The sequence below is a fragment of the Mesorhizobium sp. M0968 genome, assembly GCF_040319065.1.
Classification (GTDB): domain Bacteria; phylum Pseudomonadota; class Alphaproteobacteria; order Rhizobiales; family Rhizobiaceae; genus Mesorhizobium.
Genome location: NZ_JAMYNL010000005.1, coordinates 17498 through 32569, shown reverse-complemented (window position 1 = coordinate 32569; position 15072 = coordinate 17498). Strand labels below are relative to the sequence as shown.

The 15072-nt window shown below is 62.1% G+C and carries 16 protein-coding genes; 7 read left to right on the top strand and 9 right to left on the bottom strand.

Annotated elements, in window-relative coordinates; all coding sequences use genetic code 11:
• Positions 1–50 precede the first annotated feature (50 nt).
• The 4 genes from prfB to NKH67_RS10340 all read left to right on the top strand — a co-directional run bounded on the left by prfB (position 51) and on the right by NKH67_RS10340 (position 3410).
• Positions 51–1182 (top strand): peptide chain release factor 2 gene (prfB, locus tag NKH67_RS10355; protein ID WP_352451084.1). Its coding sequence is split into 2 segments (ribosomal slippage): positions 51–116 and positions 118–1182, totalling 1131 coding nucleotides; the frame shifts between segments, so codons are not numbered across the junction.
• A 473-nt stretch (positions 1183–1655) separates the two neighbouring features.
• Complete coding sequence (locus NKH67_RS10350) at positions 1656–2042, top strand: hypothetical protein (protein ID WP_031212810.1); 387 nt, start codon at positions 1656–1658, stop codon at positions 2040–2042.
• 177 nt (positions 2043–2219) lie between these two features.
• Complete coding sequence (locus tag NKH67_RS10345; protein ID WP_023679923.1) at positions 2220–2588, top strand: GFA family protein; 369 nt, start codon at positions 2220–2222, stop codon at positions 2586–2588.
• A 174-nt stretch (positions 2589–2762) separates the two neighbouring features.
• Entirely contained in the window at positions 2763–3410 is a 648-nt protein-coding gene (locus tag NKH67_RS10340; RefSeq protein WP_023679922.1) for a YiaD family glycine zipper/OmpA-like lipoprotein, read from the top strand.
• Positions 3411–3500: 90 nt separating this feature from the next.
• Here the strand turns inward: NKH67_RS10340 and NKH67_RS10335 are convergent, their stop codons facing one another.
• Both NKH67_RS10335 and NKH67_RS10330 read right to left on the bottom strand, forming a co-directional pair.
• Positions 3501–3773, bottom strand: a complete 273-nt coding sequence (locus NKH67_RS10335) for a DUF2798 domain-containing protein (RefSeq protein WP_023679921.1) — start codon at positions 3771–3773, stop codon at positions 3501–3503.
• Between the two features lie 50 nt (positions 3774–3823).
• Positions 3824–4708 (bottom strand): NmrA/HSCARG family protein, encoded by an 885-nt coding sequence (locus NKH67_RS10330; RefSeq protein ID WP_352501652.1) that lies wholly within the window; start codon positions 4706–4708, stop codon positions 3824–3826.
• Positions 4709–4835: 127 nt separating this feature from the next.
• Here NKH67_RS10330 and NKH67_RS10325 point away from each other — a divergent pair, with 127 nt between their 5' ends.
• Positions 4836–5729 (top strand): LysR family transcriptional regulator, encoded by an 894-nt coding sequence (locus NKH67_RS10325; protein ID WP_352472770.1) that lies wholly within the window; start codon positions 4836–4838, stop codon positions 5727–5729.
• Positions 5730–5869: 140 nt separating this feature from the next.
• On the opposite strand, the gene NKH67_RS10320 is transcribed toward NKH67_RS10325, so the two are convergent.
• Positions 5870–7465 (bottom strand): DEAD/DEAH box helicase, encoded by a 1596-nt coding sequence (locus NKH67_RS10320; protein WP_352472771.1) that lies wholly within the window; start codon positions 7463–7465, stop codon positions 5870–5872.
• A gap of 347 nt (positions 7466–7812) precedes the next feature.
• On the opposite strand from NKH67_RS10320, the gene NKH67_RS10315 reads away from it, so the two are divergent.
• Positions 7813–8466: an outer membrane protein gene (locus NKH67_RS10315; RefSeq protein WP_352472772.1), complete on the top strand. Its 654-nt coding sequence runs from the start codon at positions 7813–7815 to the stop codon at positions 8464–8466.
• Positions 8467–8547: 81 nt separating this feature from the next.
• Here NKH67_RS10315 and NKH67_RS10310 read toward each other — a convergent pair whose 3' ends face one another.
• From NKH67_RS10310 to NKH67_RS10285, 6 genes are all read right to left on the bottom strand, one after another.
• Positions 8548–9321 (bottom strand): NAD kinase, encoded by a 774-nt coding sequence (locus NKH67_RS10310; protein WP_023679915.1) that lies wholly within the window; start codon positions 9319–9321, stop codon positions 8548–8550.
• 461 nt (positions 9322–9782) lie between these two features.
• Complete coding sequence (locus tag NKH67_RS10305) at positions 9783–10544, bottom strand: MBL fold metallo-hydrolase (RefSeq protein WP_352472773.1); 762 nt, start codon at positions 10542–10544, stop codon at positions 9783–9785.
• Positions 10541–11611: an ABC transporter ATP-binding protein gene (locus tag NKH67_RS10300; RefSeq protein WP_352472774.1), complete on the bottom strand. Its 1071-nt coding sequence runs from the start codon at positions 11609–11611 to the stop codon at positions 10541–10543. The genes NKH67_RS10305 and NKH67_RS10300 overlap by 4 nt, the downstream gene beginning before the upstream one ends.
• The gene (locus tag NKH67_RS10295; protein WP_352501653.1) at positions 11608–12390 is read right to left on the bottom strand and encodes an ABC transporter permease; all 783 of its coding nucleotides are present in this window, start codon (positions 12388–12390) and stop codon (positions 11608–11610) included. The genes NKH67_RS10300 and NKH67_RS10295 overlap by 4 nt, the downstream gene beginning before the upstream one ends.
• Positions 12391–12392: 2 nt before the next feature.
• Positions 12393–13235 carry an ABC transporter permease gene (locus NKH67_RS10290; RefSeq protein ID WP_352472776.1) on the bottom strand — a complete coding sequence of 281 codons (843 nt, stop codon included), beginning with the start codon at positions 13233–13235 and terminating at the stop codon, positions 12393–12395.
• Between the two features lie 13 nt (positions 13236–13248).
• Complete coding sequence (locus NKH67_RS10285) at positions 13249–14355, bottom strand: polyamine ABC transporter substrate-binding protein (protein ID WP_352501654.1); 1107 nt, start codon at positions 14353–14355, stop codon at positions 13249–13251.
• 91 nt (positions 14356–14446) lie between these two features.
• Between NKH67_RS10285 and NKH67_RS10280 the strand changes: the two genes are divergently transcribed.
• Positions 14447–15061, top strand: coding sequence for a TetR/AcrR family transcriptional regulator (locus NKH67_RS10280; RefSeq protein WP_352472778.1), 615 nt, complete (start codon positions 14447–14449; stop codon positions 15059–15061).
• Positions 15062–15072 lie beyond the last annotated feature (11 nt).

Below are 15072 nucleotides of genomic sequence, written 5' to 3'. Positions count from 1 at the left end.
TGTATCGCGCCATCAAACCGCCATCCAGCAACAGGACAGAACAGCCAGCCATGCGCGCGGAAACGCAAAATATTGTCGACGAGATCAGGCAGGCGATCACCCTGCTGAGGAGGCATCTTTGACTGGGACCAAGCCATAAAGCGGCTTGAGTACCTGAACGTCCGTGCCGAGGATTCGAGCCTCTGGAACGAGCCGCTGGAAGCACAAAAGCTGATGCGCGAGCGTCAGGGCCTCGAGGAAGGCATTGCCGCGGTCAAAGGCCTCACCCAGGCCCTGGAAGACAATATCGGCCTGATCGAGCTTGGCGAGGAAGAGGGCGACGAGGGCGTCATCGCGGAGGCCGAAGCGGCGATCCGCTCGATGCGCGGCGAGGCCAAGGCGCGCCAGATCGAAACGCTGTTGTCGGGCGAGGCGGACGCCAACGATAGCTATCTGGAAGTTCATGCCGGCGCCGGCGGCACCGAAAGCCAGGACTGGGCCTCGATGCTTCTGCGCATGTATACGCGCTGGGCCGAGCGCCGCCGCTTCAAGGTCGAGGTGCTGGAGGTGCATGACGGCGAAGAGGCCGGCATCAAGTCCGCCACGCTGCTGATCAAGGGCCACAACGCCTACGGCTGGCTGAAGACGGAATCCGGCGTGCATCGTCTCGTGCGCATTTCGCCGTATGACAGCAATGCGCGCCGCCACACCTCCTTCGCCAGCGTCTGGGTCTATCCCGTCATCGACGATACGATCGACATCGACGTTTCCGAATCCGACGTCCGTATCGACACGTATCGTTCCTCGGGATCGGGCGGCCAGCACGTCAACACCACCGATTCGGCCGTGCGCATCACCCATCTCGCCACCGGCATCGCGGTCGCCTGTCAGGCCGAGCGCTCCCAGCACAAGAACAAGGCCAAGGCCTGGGAAATGCTGCGCTCGCGGCTTTACGAGGAAGAGCTGAAGAAGCGCGAAGCGGTGGCGAACGCCACGGAAGCGTCGAAGAGCGATATCGGCTGGGGCCACCAGATACGGTCCTACGTGCTGCAGCCCTATCAGTTGGTGAAAGATCTGCGCACCGGTGTCGAGAGCACCAGCCCGTCGAGCGTGCTCGACGGCGACCTCGACGATTTCATGGAAGCCTCGCTGTCGCAGCGGATCGAGGGTGGCGCCGGCGAAACGGTGGCCGATATCGACTGAGGCCGCCGGGCACCAATCCGGCAGGAATGTGGGTTCATCACGCGAGAGTTACGGCCATCGTGCGAGAGTGACGAGCTCTCAATTTGCACCTACCTGTCGTTCTACAACTTTGTTTTTCGTAGAGTTTTTCAAAATCGATTTCGGCTTTTGACGCGGATGCCTCGGGCCTGCCGGTGCCAAGCCTGGAACCAGCGCGAGCCAAATCCCGTTATTGGCGATCCCGCTGCCGGGGTTGACCAGGTTTCGTCAATCAGGACGGCAGGTTGGTTCCGGCTGCAGAGGTCGGCGTTCAGTTGCGACAGCAATTGCTTGCGCCGACCAAGGAATCAGCCCAGCATTCATGCGCTGGGGAGGAAAAAAGCATTTATGGCCGGACGCGGCGTATCTGCGACCTGACGATCCGGCCACTGGGAAGACACGTTCCGGGAACGGGCAAGCGAAATGCTTGACAACCGTTGATAGGAACTGCGCTCATGCCTGCTCTCACAACCAGACCGGCCCCAGTCGCCCGCACGGCGCGCCGACTCCTGAATTCACTTGTCGCGGCAGTGGTTTTGATAGCTGCCGCCATTCCATTTGCGGCGCCTGCTCTGGCGCATGATGCCAAGCCGACCGCGGCCATGCCGCAAGGCTGGAGCTATCCCTTCTCCTGCTGCTCGGGCTATGATTGCCGCGAGGTCTCTCAGACATCGATCAGCGAACGTCCCGAGGGCTATGTCATCAAAGGAACCGGGGAAGTCGTGGCCTATAGCGACAAGCGGATCAAGAATTCGCCCGACGGCGAATATCATTGGTGCTCCGTTGCCGGTGCCAATGACGGAAAGACCATCTGCCTGTTCGTGCCGCCATCGTCCTACTAGCGCATGACGCCCAAAAGCTTGCCCACGGGCTGACCCGAGCGTGTGCAGCGGTTTTGGATCGATGGGCCTTCGATCTGTGCATCGCAGGCTCACAAGCCTGCTGACCGGCAGTTGTCAGGAGCGTTTCTTTATGCTGCCTTTGCCGTACGGGGCGGCGGCATTGTGAGGGACCAATTCATGACCATCAAGGCAAGCTGCCACTGCAAGGCGACGACGTTCGAGGTCTCGCAAGCGCCGCAGACAGTGACGCGATGCACCTGTTCCTTCTGTTCAAAACGCGGTTCGTTGTGGGCCTATTACACCCCGTCGCAATTCAGGCTCACCAGCCCGCCGGAGAATGTTTCATTCTACCAGTGGGGATCGAAAACCATAAAACACGGTTTTTGCGCCACCTGCGGCTGTGGGACCTTCACCGAGACGCCGGACTGGTCGACAGGCGAGCCGAATTTCGACAATCCGAAGATCAGCGTGAACTCGCGGCTGTTCGACGATTTCGATCTCGACAAGGTCGAAGTGGTGGTCATCGACGGCAAGAATCTCTGGTAGCCGGTCGAATTGCGGTGGTCGCGCGAGCCGCTGCAGGCGTGTGGAATTGAGCCGGGGAAAGCCGCGGCAGCGGCTTTTGCTGGTCCGCTTTTCGCCGCATTTCATGTTACAAGTCGCTGGAAGGGCTGATGCGGTGCGCCGTTGCGCGGCCGTGGAATGGAGAGGGACCACCATATGAAAAAGATTGTGCTCGCCGTCGTGGCGACGGCTGTGCTCGTGAGCGCATGCACCACCGATCCCTACACCGGGGAACAGAAGGTTTCCAACACCGCTGCCGGCGCCGGTCTCGGTGCTTTGGCGGGTGCCGGGCTCGGCATGCTTGCCGGCGGTAACGACCGCCGCAACGCGCTGATCGGCGCGGGCATCGGCGCGCTTGCCGGCGGTGCCATCGGTGCCACCATGGACCAGAACGAGGCCGAACTGCGCCGACAGCTTCAGGGCACCGGCGTCAGCGTCACCCGCACCGGCGACCAGATCATCCTCAATATGCCGTCCGACATCACCTTCAACGTCGACCAGGACGCGGTGAAGGCCGGTTTCTATCCGGTGCTGAATTCAGTGGCCCTTGTGCTGAAAAAGTTCCGCCAGACCACGGTCGACGTGTTCGGCCACACCGACTCGACCGGCGGCGACGAGCACAATTTCGACCTGTCGCAGCGCCGCGCCCTGGCGGTCGCCAACTATCTGTCCGGGCAGGGCGTCGATTCTCGCCGCTTCGCCGTCACCGGCTTCGGCAAGACGCGTCCGATCGCCTCCAATGCGACGGCTGCCGGCCGGGCTCAGAACCGCCGCGTCGAGATCCAGCTGTCGCCGCTCACCTGAGGCAAGCACATGAACCGAGAGCGGCCCCGCAAGGGGCCGCTCCAATGGTTATGCCGGGCCACCGACCGTCGGCGCCCTTCGTTCGTGATGTCAGGACCGGGCCGGCTGATCGACAATCGCGGCAACGATCCGGCGCACGATCGGAAGCACAATCAGCAGACTGGGAAACGCGACAAGCCATGAAGCGCCCCATGCATAGCTCCAGGCCGCTATAAACCCGTTCGTCCAGCCTGCGCCGATTGCCGTCGAAACCGCCGAGACAATCGAGGACATCAGAATCGAAAGAACCAACGGCATCACCACCGCGCCGTAGGAGGGCGGCAGCTTTCTCAACTTGAAGGCTCGATCCGGTGATGCTTGCATCGAAATCTCCCAATCAGAAAAAATGTGCGTCAGCGTTACTGTGAGGACGATCAGGCGGCATATGCCGTCTGCAGCGCCAATTCCCGAATGAAGCTTCGCAGCGAACGCGGCTCGCGGCCAAGCGCGGCACGCAACGTCAGGCTGTTCCCGCCGAGGCCGTATTTGGCGTAGTGGCTGTGTACTTTGGCCAGCATCTGCAACTGCCGGTCGGTATAGGGAAGGCGGGCCTTCGCCGCCCAGTCCTGAAATGTCGGCTCGCCCGCCGAAACCGGCCGGCCAAGCGCTTCGCTCATCATGGCGACGACCTCTTCGCGGCTGTGCATACCGTCGGCGCACAGCTCGAGGGTCGCATAGGACAAACGCGCTTCGGTCAGTGCGATTGCCGCCACTTCAGCCACATCGCGATAGTCGACGCGGGCGAGCTTCGCCGTCCTTGGAAACGGCTCGGCGAAAACGCCGTGCTCGACGACGGACGGCCAGGCCGGCGCGATATTTTGCATGAAATTGGCCGGGTGCAGAATGGTGTACTCCATGTTCGTCGAATAGAGGGCAGCTTCAACGGGTACCTTGCTTGCATGGTTTTCCAGCCTCGTATTGGTCGGCTGGATCACCGACGAAAAGACGAACTTTCGAACGCCTGCTCGCGCCGCCGCCTCAACCATGGCAACCCCCATGGCGGCTTCGTCGGGAGCAAAGGCCGGTCCGATGTGAAAGACACCGTCGACACCTTTCACGGCCTGCTCAAGGCTCCGATGGTTGCGCAGATCTCCGATCGCGATCTCGGATGCGCCGCCTTTCCGGGCTTTTTCGGCACTCGCGGCGTCACGAACAAGCGCTCGAACCCTGGCATTGCGGCGGACGAGTTCAGGCACCACCAAACCGGCAACGCGGCCTGCGGCGCCTACGACCAGGACCGTTGGACTGGGTGTTCGCATGACGATCTCCTTCCTTCGAGTCTGCCTTTCGGCCTGTGCAGGGAAGATAAAATCTAGCGAACTTCGTTACAATTGATCGATTTTGCGATAGGTTCTCCCGATTTTCGGTAGAAAGGAGCGATGAGCGATGAGCCGGATAGATGATTTCGAAGCCTTCATTGCCATTGTCGAGCATGGCAGTCTGACGGCTGCCGCACGCCGGCTGAACCGCTCACTGCAGTCGGTCAGCCGGTCCCTGGCGACATTGGAGGAATCAATCGGGGTCGAGCTTCTGCACAGGACGACACGCCGCTCGACGCCGAGCGAAGCCGGAGCGGCCTTTTTCCAGCGCATCAAACCCGCCGTCGAGGAAATTAACGAAGCCAGGCTTCAGGCGGCCAATCGACGGTCGGAGCCATGGGGCATCCTGCGTGTCAGTGCCCCGGTTCTGTTCGGCCCGGACTTCCTCGTGCCGGTCATCGCCGATTATATGCGGACATATCCCCGGGTCGAGGTTGACCTCCAGCTTTCCGATGAATTTGTCGATCTCGATGCCGAGCGCCTCGATTTGGCTGTCCGAATCGGCAATTTGCCGGATTCCAATTTACGTGCGAAGCGCCTGGGCGCGCTGCGGCGCGTGGTGTTCGGCGCACCTGCCTACTTCCAGCAACACGGCCGACCGGCCCATCCGCTCGAATTGCGTGAGCATCAATGCATCGTACGAACCGTCGACGGCCGCCCAGGCGAATGGATGTTTCAGATTGAAGGCAAGCCCCGGCCGGTGAAGGTCGCGGGTACCTTCCGGTCGAATTTGATGATATCGATCTATGCGGCCGCGGTTCACGGATTGGGTCTGGGCTACTCGCCGCTTTGGCAGGTAAAGCACCTGGTGGACGATGGCCGCCTGGAACTGGTTCTAACCGAATTCGAGCCGGTGCCGGTGCCGATACACGCCGTGTGGCCGGAAGGCAGGTCGTCCTCAGCCAAAGTTCGCGCTTTTCTGGACCTGCTGGCATCCCGCCTGGAGCTCAGGGATCTTTAGCTACATAGCGAGCCTAGCGGCATACGGATCGCCGGCAGCACCAAAATCGACCGCCTCGCAGCAACGCCACAAGATTACCGAGAGCAGTACTTCTCAAAAGAGGGTGTTTCGCGCGTCGGCGGGGCCGCGCGCGAGCCGTGTCAGACCTTGGCCACGATCCGCATGAAGGCCGGCATGTCGTCGCCGAAGCCGACGGTCGCGTCATTGTCTTCCTGGCGCTGGCGGGCAGGGCGCTCGCGCTGCGGCCTGGTGTCGCCCCGTTCCGGCGCGCGCCGTTCGTTGCGATCGGGCGAAGCCTTGCGTTCAGGTGAAGCCTGGCGCTCGCTGTTTTCCGAGCGGATCGCCTCTTTGCGGGTACGCCGCTCGTCGATGTCGGCGACGGTGGCTTCGGCCACGACCGGCTGTTCCGCGCTAACTGCTTCCGGCGCTGCTTCTTCGCTGCGCTTGGCGTGGCGTTCACGCGGTTTGCGCTCGCCCCTGTCCTTGGCGTCATCCTTGCGACCGGCACGGCGTGGCGCACCGCGGCCACGGCGCGGGGCCTCATCCTCGCCGCCTTCGCTGGCAACGACCGTCGACAAATCGCCGTCATGCCACTCGATCTTCGTGCCGATCAGCCGCTCGATGGCGTCGATGTATTTGGTGTCCGACTTGGTCGCGATGGTGAAGGATTTGCCCGAGCGCCCGGCACGGCCGGTACGGCCGATGCGGTGGACGTAATCCTCCGCGTGGATCGGCACGTCGTAATTGAAGACATGGCTGACATCGGGAATGTCGAGGCCACGCGCCGCGACATCCGAAGCAACGAGGTAGCGCAGCTTGCCGTCACGGAAATTGGCCAGCATCTGCATGCGCGCGCGCTGGTCCATGTCGCCGTGCAGGGCGCCGGCGTCGAAGTCATATTTCAGCAGCGAGCGGAACAGCTCCGATACCTCGATCTTGCGGTTGCAGAAGATGATGGCGTTCTTCAGCTCGGCATCCTCGGCTTTCATCAGATTGCGCAGCGTCTCGCGCTTGTCCCATGGTTTCGGGCCGGATTTCACCAGCCGCTGGATGATGTTGGTGGCGGCCGATGCTGCCTTCGACACTTCGACGCGCACCGGTGCGTGCAGGAATTTCTCGGTGAGCTTGGTGATTTCCGGCGGCATCGTCGCCGAGAAGAACAGCGTCTGCCTGGTGAACGGGATCATCTCACAGATACGCTCGATGTCGGGGATGAAGCCCATGTCAAGCATGCGGTCGGCCTCGTCGATGACGAGGATCTCGACGCCGTTGAGCAGGAGCTTGCCGCGCTCGCGATGGTCGAGCAGGCGGCCGGGGGTCGCGATCAGCACATCGGCGCCGCGCTCGAGCTTCTTGTCCTGCTCGTCGAAGGACACGCCGCCGATCAGCAGTGCGATATTGAGCTTGTGGTTCTTGCCGTATTTGACGAAGTTTTCCTCGACCTGCGCGGCGAGCTCGCGCGTCGGCTCGAGGATCAGCGTGCGCGGCATGCGGGCGCGGGCGCGGCCCTTTTCCAGCCGGGTGAGCATCGGCAGGACGAAGGACGCTGTCTTGCCGGTGCCGGTCTGGGCTATGCCCAGCACGTCCTTGCCGAGCAAGGCGTGCGGGATAGCACCAGCCTGGATCGGCGTCGGCTCGGTGTAGCCGGCATCGGTAACTGCGGAAAGGACCTTCGGCGACAGGCCGAGGTCTGCGAAGGTCAACGCTTCTTGAGCGATCTGGGTGTCTGAGGACAAGTTTGGCTGTCTTTGGCTGGTTCGGGGGCGCAACATATGCAGTCGCGGCAAGCGCCGCGCGCCTGCAAGATCGGTATTGCAGGTAGGCGCAAGCCCACGATTTGTCAACACAAACGGGCGGCATTGGCGCGATTGTGAAGCCGTAAGCTTAATCGCGATGGTTACCGCTCGTCGATGGCCCGCTCTTCAGCAAGGCGACATTCTCGCACCAGCGCAGGTGTTGCAGATCAGCAACGCCAGGATGCATTCATTCTGACCACACGCCAAAGTGCCATTTGAGATTTGAAATAACTCAGAAACTAGCCACAAGTGATTCATCTATTTTTCTTGGCTAAGGGGGCCACATTATGAAGAAAGCTTTTCTCTCCGCAGCGTTTCTGGCAGCGGCCTTGACTCCGGCGATCGCGGCCGATGTCGTGGAATTGCCGGTCGCATCAACGTATAACTGGACGGGCCTCTATCTAGGCGCACATGTCGGCGGTGGCAGCAGCAAAGTAGACTGGGAATATACTGTTGGCGGGACGGCTGATCATGATGGCAGCGGCGCCCTGGGCGGCGTCCAGGCCGGTTACAATTTCCAGAGCGGAAATATAGTCTATGGCGTCGAGGCGGACATCTCGGCCGCCCATATCGATGGCGGCACGGATTGTCCGAACCCCACCTTCTCTTGCGACTCCGATGTAAAGATGCTCGGATCGCTGCGTGGCCGAATTGGCTATGCGATGGATAGGCTGCTGATCTACGGTACCGGCGGTCTCGGCTTCGGCAGGGTTGAGATTAGCACAAGCGGTCCGATCGGGACCAACGGCACCTCGAAAACCAGAGCAGGCTGGACCCTGGGCGCGGGCCTGGAATATGCCTTTACCGATCACTGGTCGCTCAAGGGCGAATACAAATATTTCGATCTGGGCAAGAGCGATTATGCAGTCGACACCGGCCTGAATGTCGAAGCAAAGGTCCGCATACACACCGGAGTCATCGGCTTGAATTACAAGTTCTGATCGCAACGATCGGCCGCCGCAACACTTGTGTTGTCAAATAGGAACCCGGCCTCGTGCCGGGTTTTTATTTGCACGGTCTGTTCAATACCTGAACTGTTCGGCGAGAATGCGCTCGTTCCACGAATGGTTGGGATCGAACAGCAGCGTCGCCGTTGCCGTCGGCGATTCCCTCACCGTGACCGTCGTCACCGCCTTGACCTCGGTGTGGTCGGCGGCGGCGTTCACCGGCCGCTTTTCCGGCTCCAGAATGTCGAAACGCACGATCGCCTTGTTGGAGAGCAGCGCGCCGCGCCAGCGGCGCGGACGAAACGGGCTGACCGGGGTCAGCGCCAACAGCGGAGCGTCGAGCGGCAGGATCGGCCCGTGCGCCGACAGATTATATGCGGTCGAGCCGGCCGGCGTCGCAATCATCACGCCGTCGCAGTGCAATTCCTCCAGCCGCTCTTGCCCATCCACGGTGATGCGGATCTTGGCCGTCTGGTACGACTGGCGCCAAAGCGCAACCTCGTTGATCGCGAGCGCCGAAATCGTCTCGCCTTCGGCCGTCACCGCCTGCATCTCCAGCGGACGGATCGTTTCGGCAACGGCCGCCGCGATGCGCCCGGTCAAGCCGCTGGCGCGGTATTCGTTCATCAGGAAACCGATGGTGCCACGGTTCATGCCGTAGACCTTCTTTCCCGTGCTCATCGTCTCACGCAGGGTCTGCAGCAGAAAGCCGTCGCCGCCGAGCGCCACGACGATCCCGGCTTCTTCGACGGATGCCTGGCCGTAACGCGCAGAAAGGCTTTCCAGCGCTGCATTGGCGTCGGCCGTACCGGATGAGACGAAGGCGAAACGGCTGGCGGTTTTGCTCATGGCTCTCAACGACAACCGATTGGCGACGACCGTCTGGCGACCGATTGGCGGCGACCGGTTGCTGGGCCGCGCCAGCGCCGGGTTAGCATGGGTGGGCATTTCTGCAAAGGGAGGGAGGTGCCTGGAGATGGCGACCAAACAAGCCGCACTCGCGCATCATGTCGGAGGACAAAATGATGTGATGGTTAAGGCCCACCTTAAACTCTCGTAAAGCCGGATCGATCATGTTAGCCGGCAGCGGACGGGCGGCGTGGGGGCTAACCAGTCGAGGCCGATCTATTGCCGCTGGCACGCTTGATTATTGTCTTCCTGATGCTGGCAAGTTTTGCCCTGGCTTTTGCGGAACTGGTGCGCCAGTCGGAGGAAAAGAGCTTTAGACCCGAGCCCACGGCCTCACGCTGCGGCGACGCGGCGGGGACACCCTGTCCGCAAAGGGCGCTTTGACGCCACAGCGCCAGTGCTTATCGGGCTTGCAACAGATGGCAGCCGGCCTGGCGCTTTTGCGCGAGATACTCGTCGACAAGCTGGCGATAGCGGACTTTGCCGAAGCTCGGGAAATGGCCGCCGTGCACGACCGAGACATCGAGATCGCGCATGCGCAGCAGCGTTTCGACATAATCGTCGATATCGGAGTGATAGACGTCGTCGATCAGCGGGCCGTCATAGATGATGTCGCCGGAAAACAGGATGCCCGTCCTGTTTTCGTAGAGCGCAATGCCGCCGGGTGAATGGCCGGGCGTGTGGATGACCTCGAAGGCACGGTCGCCGAGATCGACGATGTCGCCTTGCTCGAGCAACCGGCCGGCTGGTGCGGGCAGGATCCGGTAGCGCTTCGTGTCCCAGCCTTGCGGCATGCCGTCGAACATCTCGTCGGTGGCATAGCGGTCGGCAACCGTCCATTCGTTGCGTGGATCGGCGAGGATTTCGGCCTCGGCCGGGTGCACGCAGCGGTCGGGAAATTCGTGATGGCAGCCGATGTGATCGAAATGGGTGTGGCTGGCCACGCAGGTGAGCTTGCGCTCCGTGACCAGCGGCACGAGGCGGCGCAGACTGAAATGGCCGAGGCCGGTGTCGAACAGAAGATCGCGGTCGCGGCCGCGCACATGCCAGATGTTGCAGCGGAAGAACGGCTTGATCCACGGCTCGTGGATCAGCGTCACGCCATCGCCCATGCGGATAGTTTCGTACCAGTCAGGAGCGTCGATGATTGGAAGCGTGCTCATGTTTGGTCCGCAAGCAGGATGACGTCGCCAGCATCGCACGATACCGCGACAACGTCGCCCGCCTGGACGGCCGATGCTGCCGCGACCTTGGCGATGAAGTGCAGCGCCGGGTCGGTCGTGGAGGTCCCCAGCACACGCTTGAAGCTGCCCTGGAAGACGACGTCGCTGACCTTGGCCGTACCGAGCGCCACGGCACCGCCGGCAGCGCCGAAGACAAGATGCTCCGGGCGGATGGCCAGCGCAACGGTCGAGCCGGCCGGCAATGTGCCGGGCAGCGAGAGCGACCCAAGCTTCGTGGTGACGGCGATTTTGCCGCTCTTCGCCTCGGTCACCGTTCCCGATATCAGCGTGCTTTCGCCCATGAAAGTCGCGGAAAAGCGCGTCGCTGGCCGGGCATAGACGCGCTCGGGCGGTCCTTCGTCCTCGATGCGCCCGTCATTCATCACCACGCAATGATCGGCCAGCGCCATCGCCTCTTCCTGGTCGTGGGTGACGTGGATGAAGGCTGTGCCGACGCGTTTCTGGATCGCCTTCAATTCGTCCTGCATCTGCCGGCGCAATTTCAGGTCGAGCGCGCCGAGCGGCTCGTCGAGCAACAGCACCGCCGGCTCGACCACCAGGGCGCGCGCCAGTGCCACGCGCTGCCGCTGACCGCCGGAAAGCTGGTGCGGCTTCTTGTCGAAGGCAGTGGCCAGCCCAACCAGCGCCAGCGCCTCGCGCGCCCTTGCTGCCCGGGTTGCGGCATCGACACCCCGCATGCGCAGGCCGAAGCCGACATTGCTGCCGACGCTCATATGCGGAAACAGCGCGTAGTCCTGGAACACGGTCGTCGTCGGCCGCTTCGCCGGTGGCACGGCAGTGCAGTCCTCGCCGCGGATCAGCACCTTGCCTTCGCTCGGCGTGACGAAGCCGCCGAGGATGGACAGAAGCGTCGTCTTGCCGGACCCGGACGGCCCGAGCAGGATCGTGTAGCTGCCAGGCTCGATCGTCAGCGAGACGTTCTTCAGCACGGTATGCTGGCCGAAGCGATGCGAGACGGAGCTTATATCGACCAGTGGCGCACTCATGCCGGCTTCCTCCGCAACAGCATCAGCTCGAACAATACCACCAGCACGATGGAGACGGCGAAGACCAGCGAGCCGACGGCGTTGGTCTTGGGATTGAGGCCGGAGCGCAGCAGGTTCCAGATCTCGACCGGCAGCGTCGTATCGAAGCGCGTCAACAGGAACGAGATGACGAATTCGTCCCAGGAGAAGGTCATCGACAGAAAGAAACCGGCGAAGATCGCCGGTGCCATGACAGGCACGGTGATCAGCAGCAGCACCTTCCATTCGGGCGCGCCGAGGTCGCGCGCGGCGCGCTCGATGTTGATCTGGTGGTCGCCCATCTGGCTGTAGACGATGGCAAAGCAGAGCGGCAGGTTGATCACGACGTGGCCGATTCCGGCGGCAGTGAGCGACTTCGGCACGCCGGCCCAGTTGAACAGCACCAGCAGCCCCATGCCGATGATGAGATAGCTGACGGTCAAGGGCAAGGTGATCAGCCCGCGCATCAGCCCCGAGCCCGGCAAAGCGAAGCGCGCAAAACCCCAGGCCGAGAGAAAGCCCAACGTGACGGCGGCAGCCGAGGAGACGACCGCCACCAGCAGCGAATTGACCAGAGCCGAAGTCAGCCGCGTGTCGGCGAGCACTGCCTCGTACCAGCGCAGCGACGGTCCGGTGAAGGGCGGGATCGGAAACGACGTTGCCTGCAGCGAAAACAGCACCAGAACGATGACCGGTAGAAAGATGAAGCCGTAGATGGCGATGGCGTAAAGGCCGGAGACGAGGCGGATGAGCGCGCGCATGGTCAGGCCCGCTCGATCTTCAGCCAGCGGGAGCAGGCGAGATAGGCAATGGTGACCACCGCCATCAGGATGATCGACAACGCCGAAGCGAGCGGAAAGTCGCCGCGCCGGCCGATCTGCATCATGACGAGCTGCGGCATCAAAAGCTCGTTGTTGCCGCCGAGGATCTGCGGCGTGATGTAGTCGCCGATGCACAGCACGAAGGTGAGGAAGGCGCCGACCATGATACCGGGGAGCGTCAGCGGCAGAACGACATGCAGGAAAGTCCGAACCGGCCCGGCGCCGAGGTCGGCGGCGGCCTTGCGATAGCTGGGGCTGAGCTGCTTCAGATTGGCGAAGATCGTCAGCGTCAACAGCATGACGAAGAAATGCACGAAGCCGATGACGGTGGCCAGCCGCGTATTGGCGAGCTGCAGCGGTTCGCTGAACAGGCCGGAGCCGGTCAACGCATGGTTGACGACGCCGTTCTGCGCCAGCACCAGCAGCCACGAATAGGAGCGCACGACATAGGAGGTCCAGAACGGCAGCACTGCCAGCATCAGCGCCAGCCGCTGCCAGCGCTCCGGCACCTGCTCGGCCAGGATCCAGGCAAAAGGATAGGCGAGCAGCACGGAGATCACGGTGACGATCGCTGTGACCTGCAGCGAGTTCACCATCGCCTGCCAGTAGGACGGATTGGCAAAGAACTGGCTGTAGTTGGACAGCGTGAAGCCGCCGCCTTCATGTGCCGTCAGGCTGGATACCGCCATGGCGACGAAGGGCAGCACAAAAAACAGCAGCGTCCAGCCGAGCGCCGGCGTGACCAACGCCCAGGGCAGGGCACGCCCACTGTTGACGGCGTTCACGACCGGCAGCCGGTCATTGCGCCTGCAGCATTTCGGTCCAGACGTCCTGCATCTTCTTGTCGAGGTCGGCGTTCGGCGCAGGATAGGACTGGGCGCGGGCGAGGAATTCCGGCTGCTCGTCAAAGCGCAGGATCTTCTTCTGCTCGTCGCTCAACGCCGCCTTGCTGTTGGCCGGCATTCCCCAATAGCAGGACGAGGTGGCGAGCCGCGCCTGGCCTTCGGGGCTCATAATGTACTGGATGAATTTAAGCGCCAGCTCCTTGTTCTTGGAATCCTTGAACATTGCCAGCGACTGCGACCACAGCACGGCGCCTTCTTTCGGGATAGAGAAGTCCAGGGCAGGGTTTTCCTTGGCCAGCCCCGCCGTCACCCATTCGCCGCCGCCGACCAGAATGTCGACCTCGCCGGTCGCCAGCGCCGTCTGGCTGGCGGTCACTTCGCCGACCAGCTTGGCGTTGGCCTTCATTTTGAGCAGCTCTTCCTTGATGGCGGGAAGGTCGGCTTCGGTCAGGTCCGCCGTCTTCTTGCCGATCGCCAGTGCGGCCATGCCGATGACCGGCAGGTAATAATCGTAGATGGCGATCTTGCCCTTGTATTTGTCGCCGGTCAGCGCGGCAAGCGACTGCATGTCGGCCGGGTCGACCTTGGTCTTGTTGTAGCCGATCGTGTTGTAGCCGAACTTTTCGGTGATGCCGTAACGCTTGCCGTCAACGACGGTGGAGCTGTCCATCTTCACCTGCGGAAACAGGTCGGCTAGCGGCAGCTTGTCTTCCGGCAGCGGCTCGAACAGGCCTTTTTCGACGCCGCGCGGTACGTCGATGCTGTCGATCACCATCACGTCCCAGTCGCCGGGCTGCGATTGTTCGACGATCGCCAGGCCGGCGCCGGTGCCTTCAAACTCCTTGACATTGACCTTGACGCCGTTCGCTTCCTCGAACGGCTGCAGCAGCGCCGGATCGGCGTGATCGCACCAGATCAGCGCGTTGAGATCCTGCGCCTGAGCGAGGCTGCCCGCCGCCAGCAGCAGTGCTGCCGCGGCACACGCGCCTTGGAGATGGCTCTTCAGAACGGAAAGCGGATTCCTGACGGTTGGATTGGGGGTCTTTGGATTAATGGACATCGAGTGTTCTCCCATGCCTTTTTGGCTTGTAGGAAAAAATTGAACCAATTCTAAAATTGAGTCAATTCTGTTTTTGTGGCAAACAGCCGCTATGAGCGGATTGCGGGCAAGGCAGAAGGCGGATCGGCACCGCCGCATCATCGAGGCGGCGGCGGCGCTTTTCCGCGATGCGGGTTATGAAGGCGCCAAGATCGAGACCATCGCCGCGCAGGCCGAAGTCTCGGTCGGTACCATCTACAATTACTACCAGAACAAGGGCGACATCCTCGGCGCCATCGTCTCGATGGAGGTCAACGAGGTGCTGAATGCCGGGCGCGGCGTCGTCGCCAACCCACCGGCCAATGTCGGCGACGCTCTCGATACGCTGCTCGGCATCTATATCGAGCACTCGCTGCATTATCTCAGCAAGGAGATGTGGCGGCAGGCGATGGCGATCTCGACGCAACTGCCCGACAGCCCGTTCGGCCAGGCCTATACGGGGCTGGACCGCGCCCTGACCGAGCAGATCCGCGCGCTGATCGTCCGCCTGCAGGCGCTCGGCCTGGTGCGTCGCGACATCGACGGGCCGGCACTCGGCGAACTCATCTTCAACAACATGAACATGATGTTCATCGAATTCGTGAAGCGCGAGGAGGCGAGGATTGCCGAACTGCGCACGGCGATACGCAGGCAGAACAGGATATTGGTGGCGGCGATCGGAGTGTAAGAAGATCAAGA

Coding starts and splice junctions, on each gene's coding strand:
- NKH67_RS10330 (WP_352501652.1), bottom strand. CDS start 4,708: ATGCGAACACCCAGTCCAACGGTCCTGGTCGTAGGCGCCGCAGGCCGC.
- NKH67_RS10325 (WP_352472770.1), top strand. CDS start 4,836: ATGAGCCGGATAGATGATTTCGAAGCCTTCATTGCCATTGTCGAGCAT.
- NKH67_RS10345 (WP_023679923.1), top strand. CDS start 2,220: ATGACCATCAAGGCAAGCTGCCACTGCAAGGCGACGACGTTCGAGGTC.
- NKH67_RS10310 (WP_023679915.1), bottom strand. CDS start 9,321: ATGAGCAAAACCGCCAGCCGTTTCGCCTTCGTCTCATCCGGTACGGCC.
- NKH67_RS10295 (WP_352501653.1), bottom strand. CDS start 12,390: ATGCGCGCGCTCATCCGCCTCGTCTCCGGCCTTTACGCCATCGCCATC.
- NKH67_RS10335 (WP_023679921.1), bottom strand. CDS start 3,773: ATGCAAGCATCACCGGATCGAGCCTTCAAGTTGAGAAAGCTGCCGCCC.
- NKH67_RS10340 (WP_023679922.1), top strand. CDS start 2,763: ATGAAAAAGATTGTGCTCGCCGTCGTGGCGACGGCTGTGCTCGTGAGC.
- NKH67_RS10315 (WP_352472772.1), top strand. CDS start 7,813: ATGAAGAAAGCTTTTCTCTCCGCAGCGTTTCTGGCAGCGGCCTTGACT.
- NKH67_RS10285 (WP_352501654.1), bottom strand. CDS start 14,355: ATGTCCATTAATCCAAAGACCCCCAATCCAACCGTCAGGAATCCGCTT.
- NKH67_RS10305 (WP_352472773.1), bottom strand. CDS start 10,544: ATGAGCACGCTTCCAATCATCGACGCTCCTGACTGGTACGAAACTATC.
- NKH67_RS10300 (WP_352472774.1), bottom strand. CDS start 11,611: ATGAGTGCGCCACTGGTCGATATAAGCTCCGTCTCGCATCGCTTCGGC.
- NKH67_RS10280 (WP_352472778.1), top strand. CDS start 14,447: ATGAGCGGATTGCGGGCAAGGCAGAAGGCGGATCGGCACCGCCGCATC.
- NKH67_RS10350 (WP_031212810.1), top strand. CDS start 1,656: ATGCCTGCTCTCACAACCAGACCGGCCCCAGTCGCCCGCACGGCGCGC.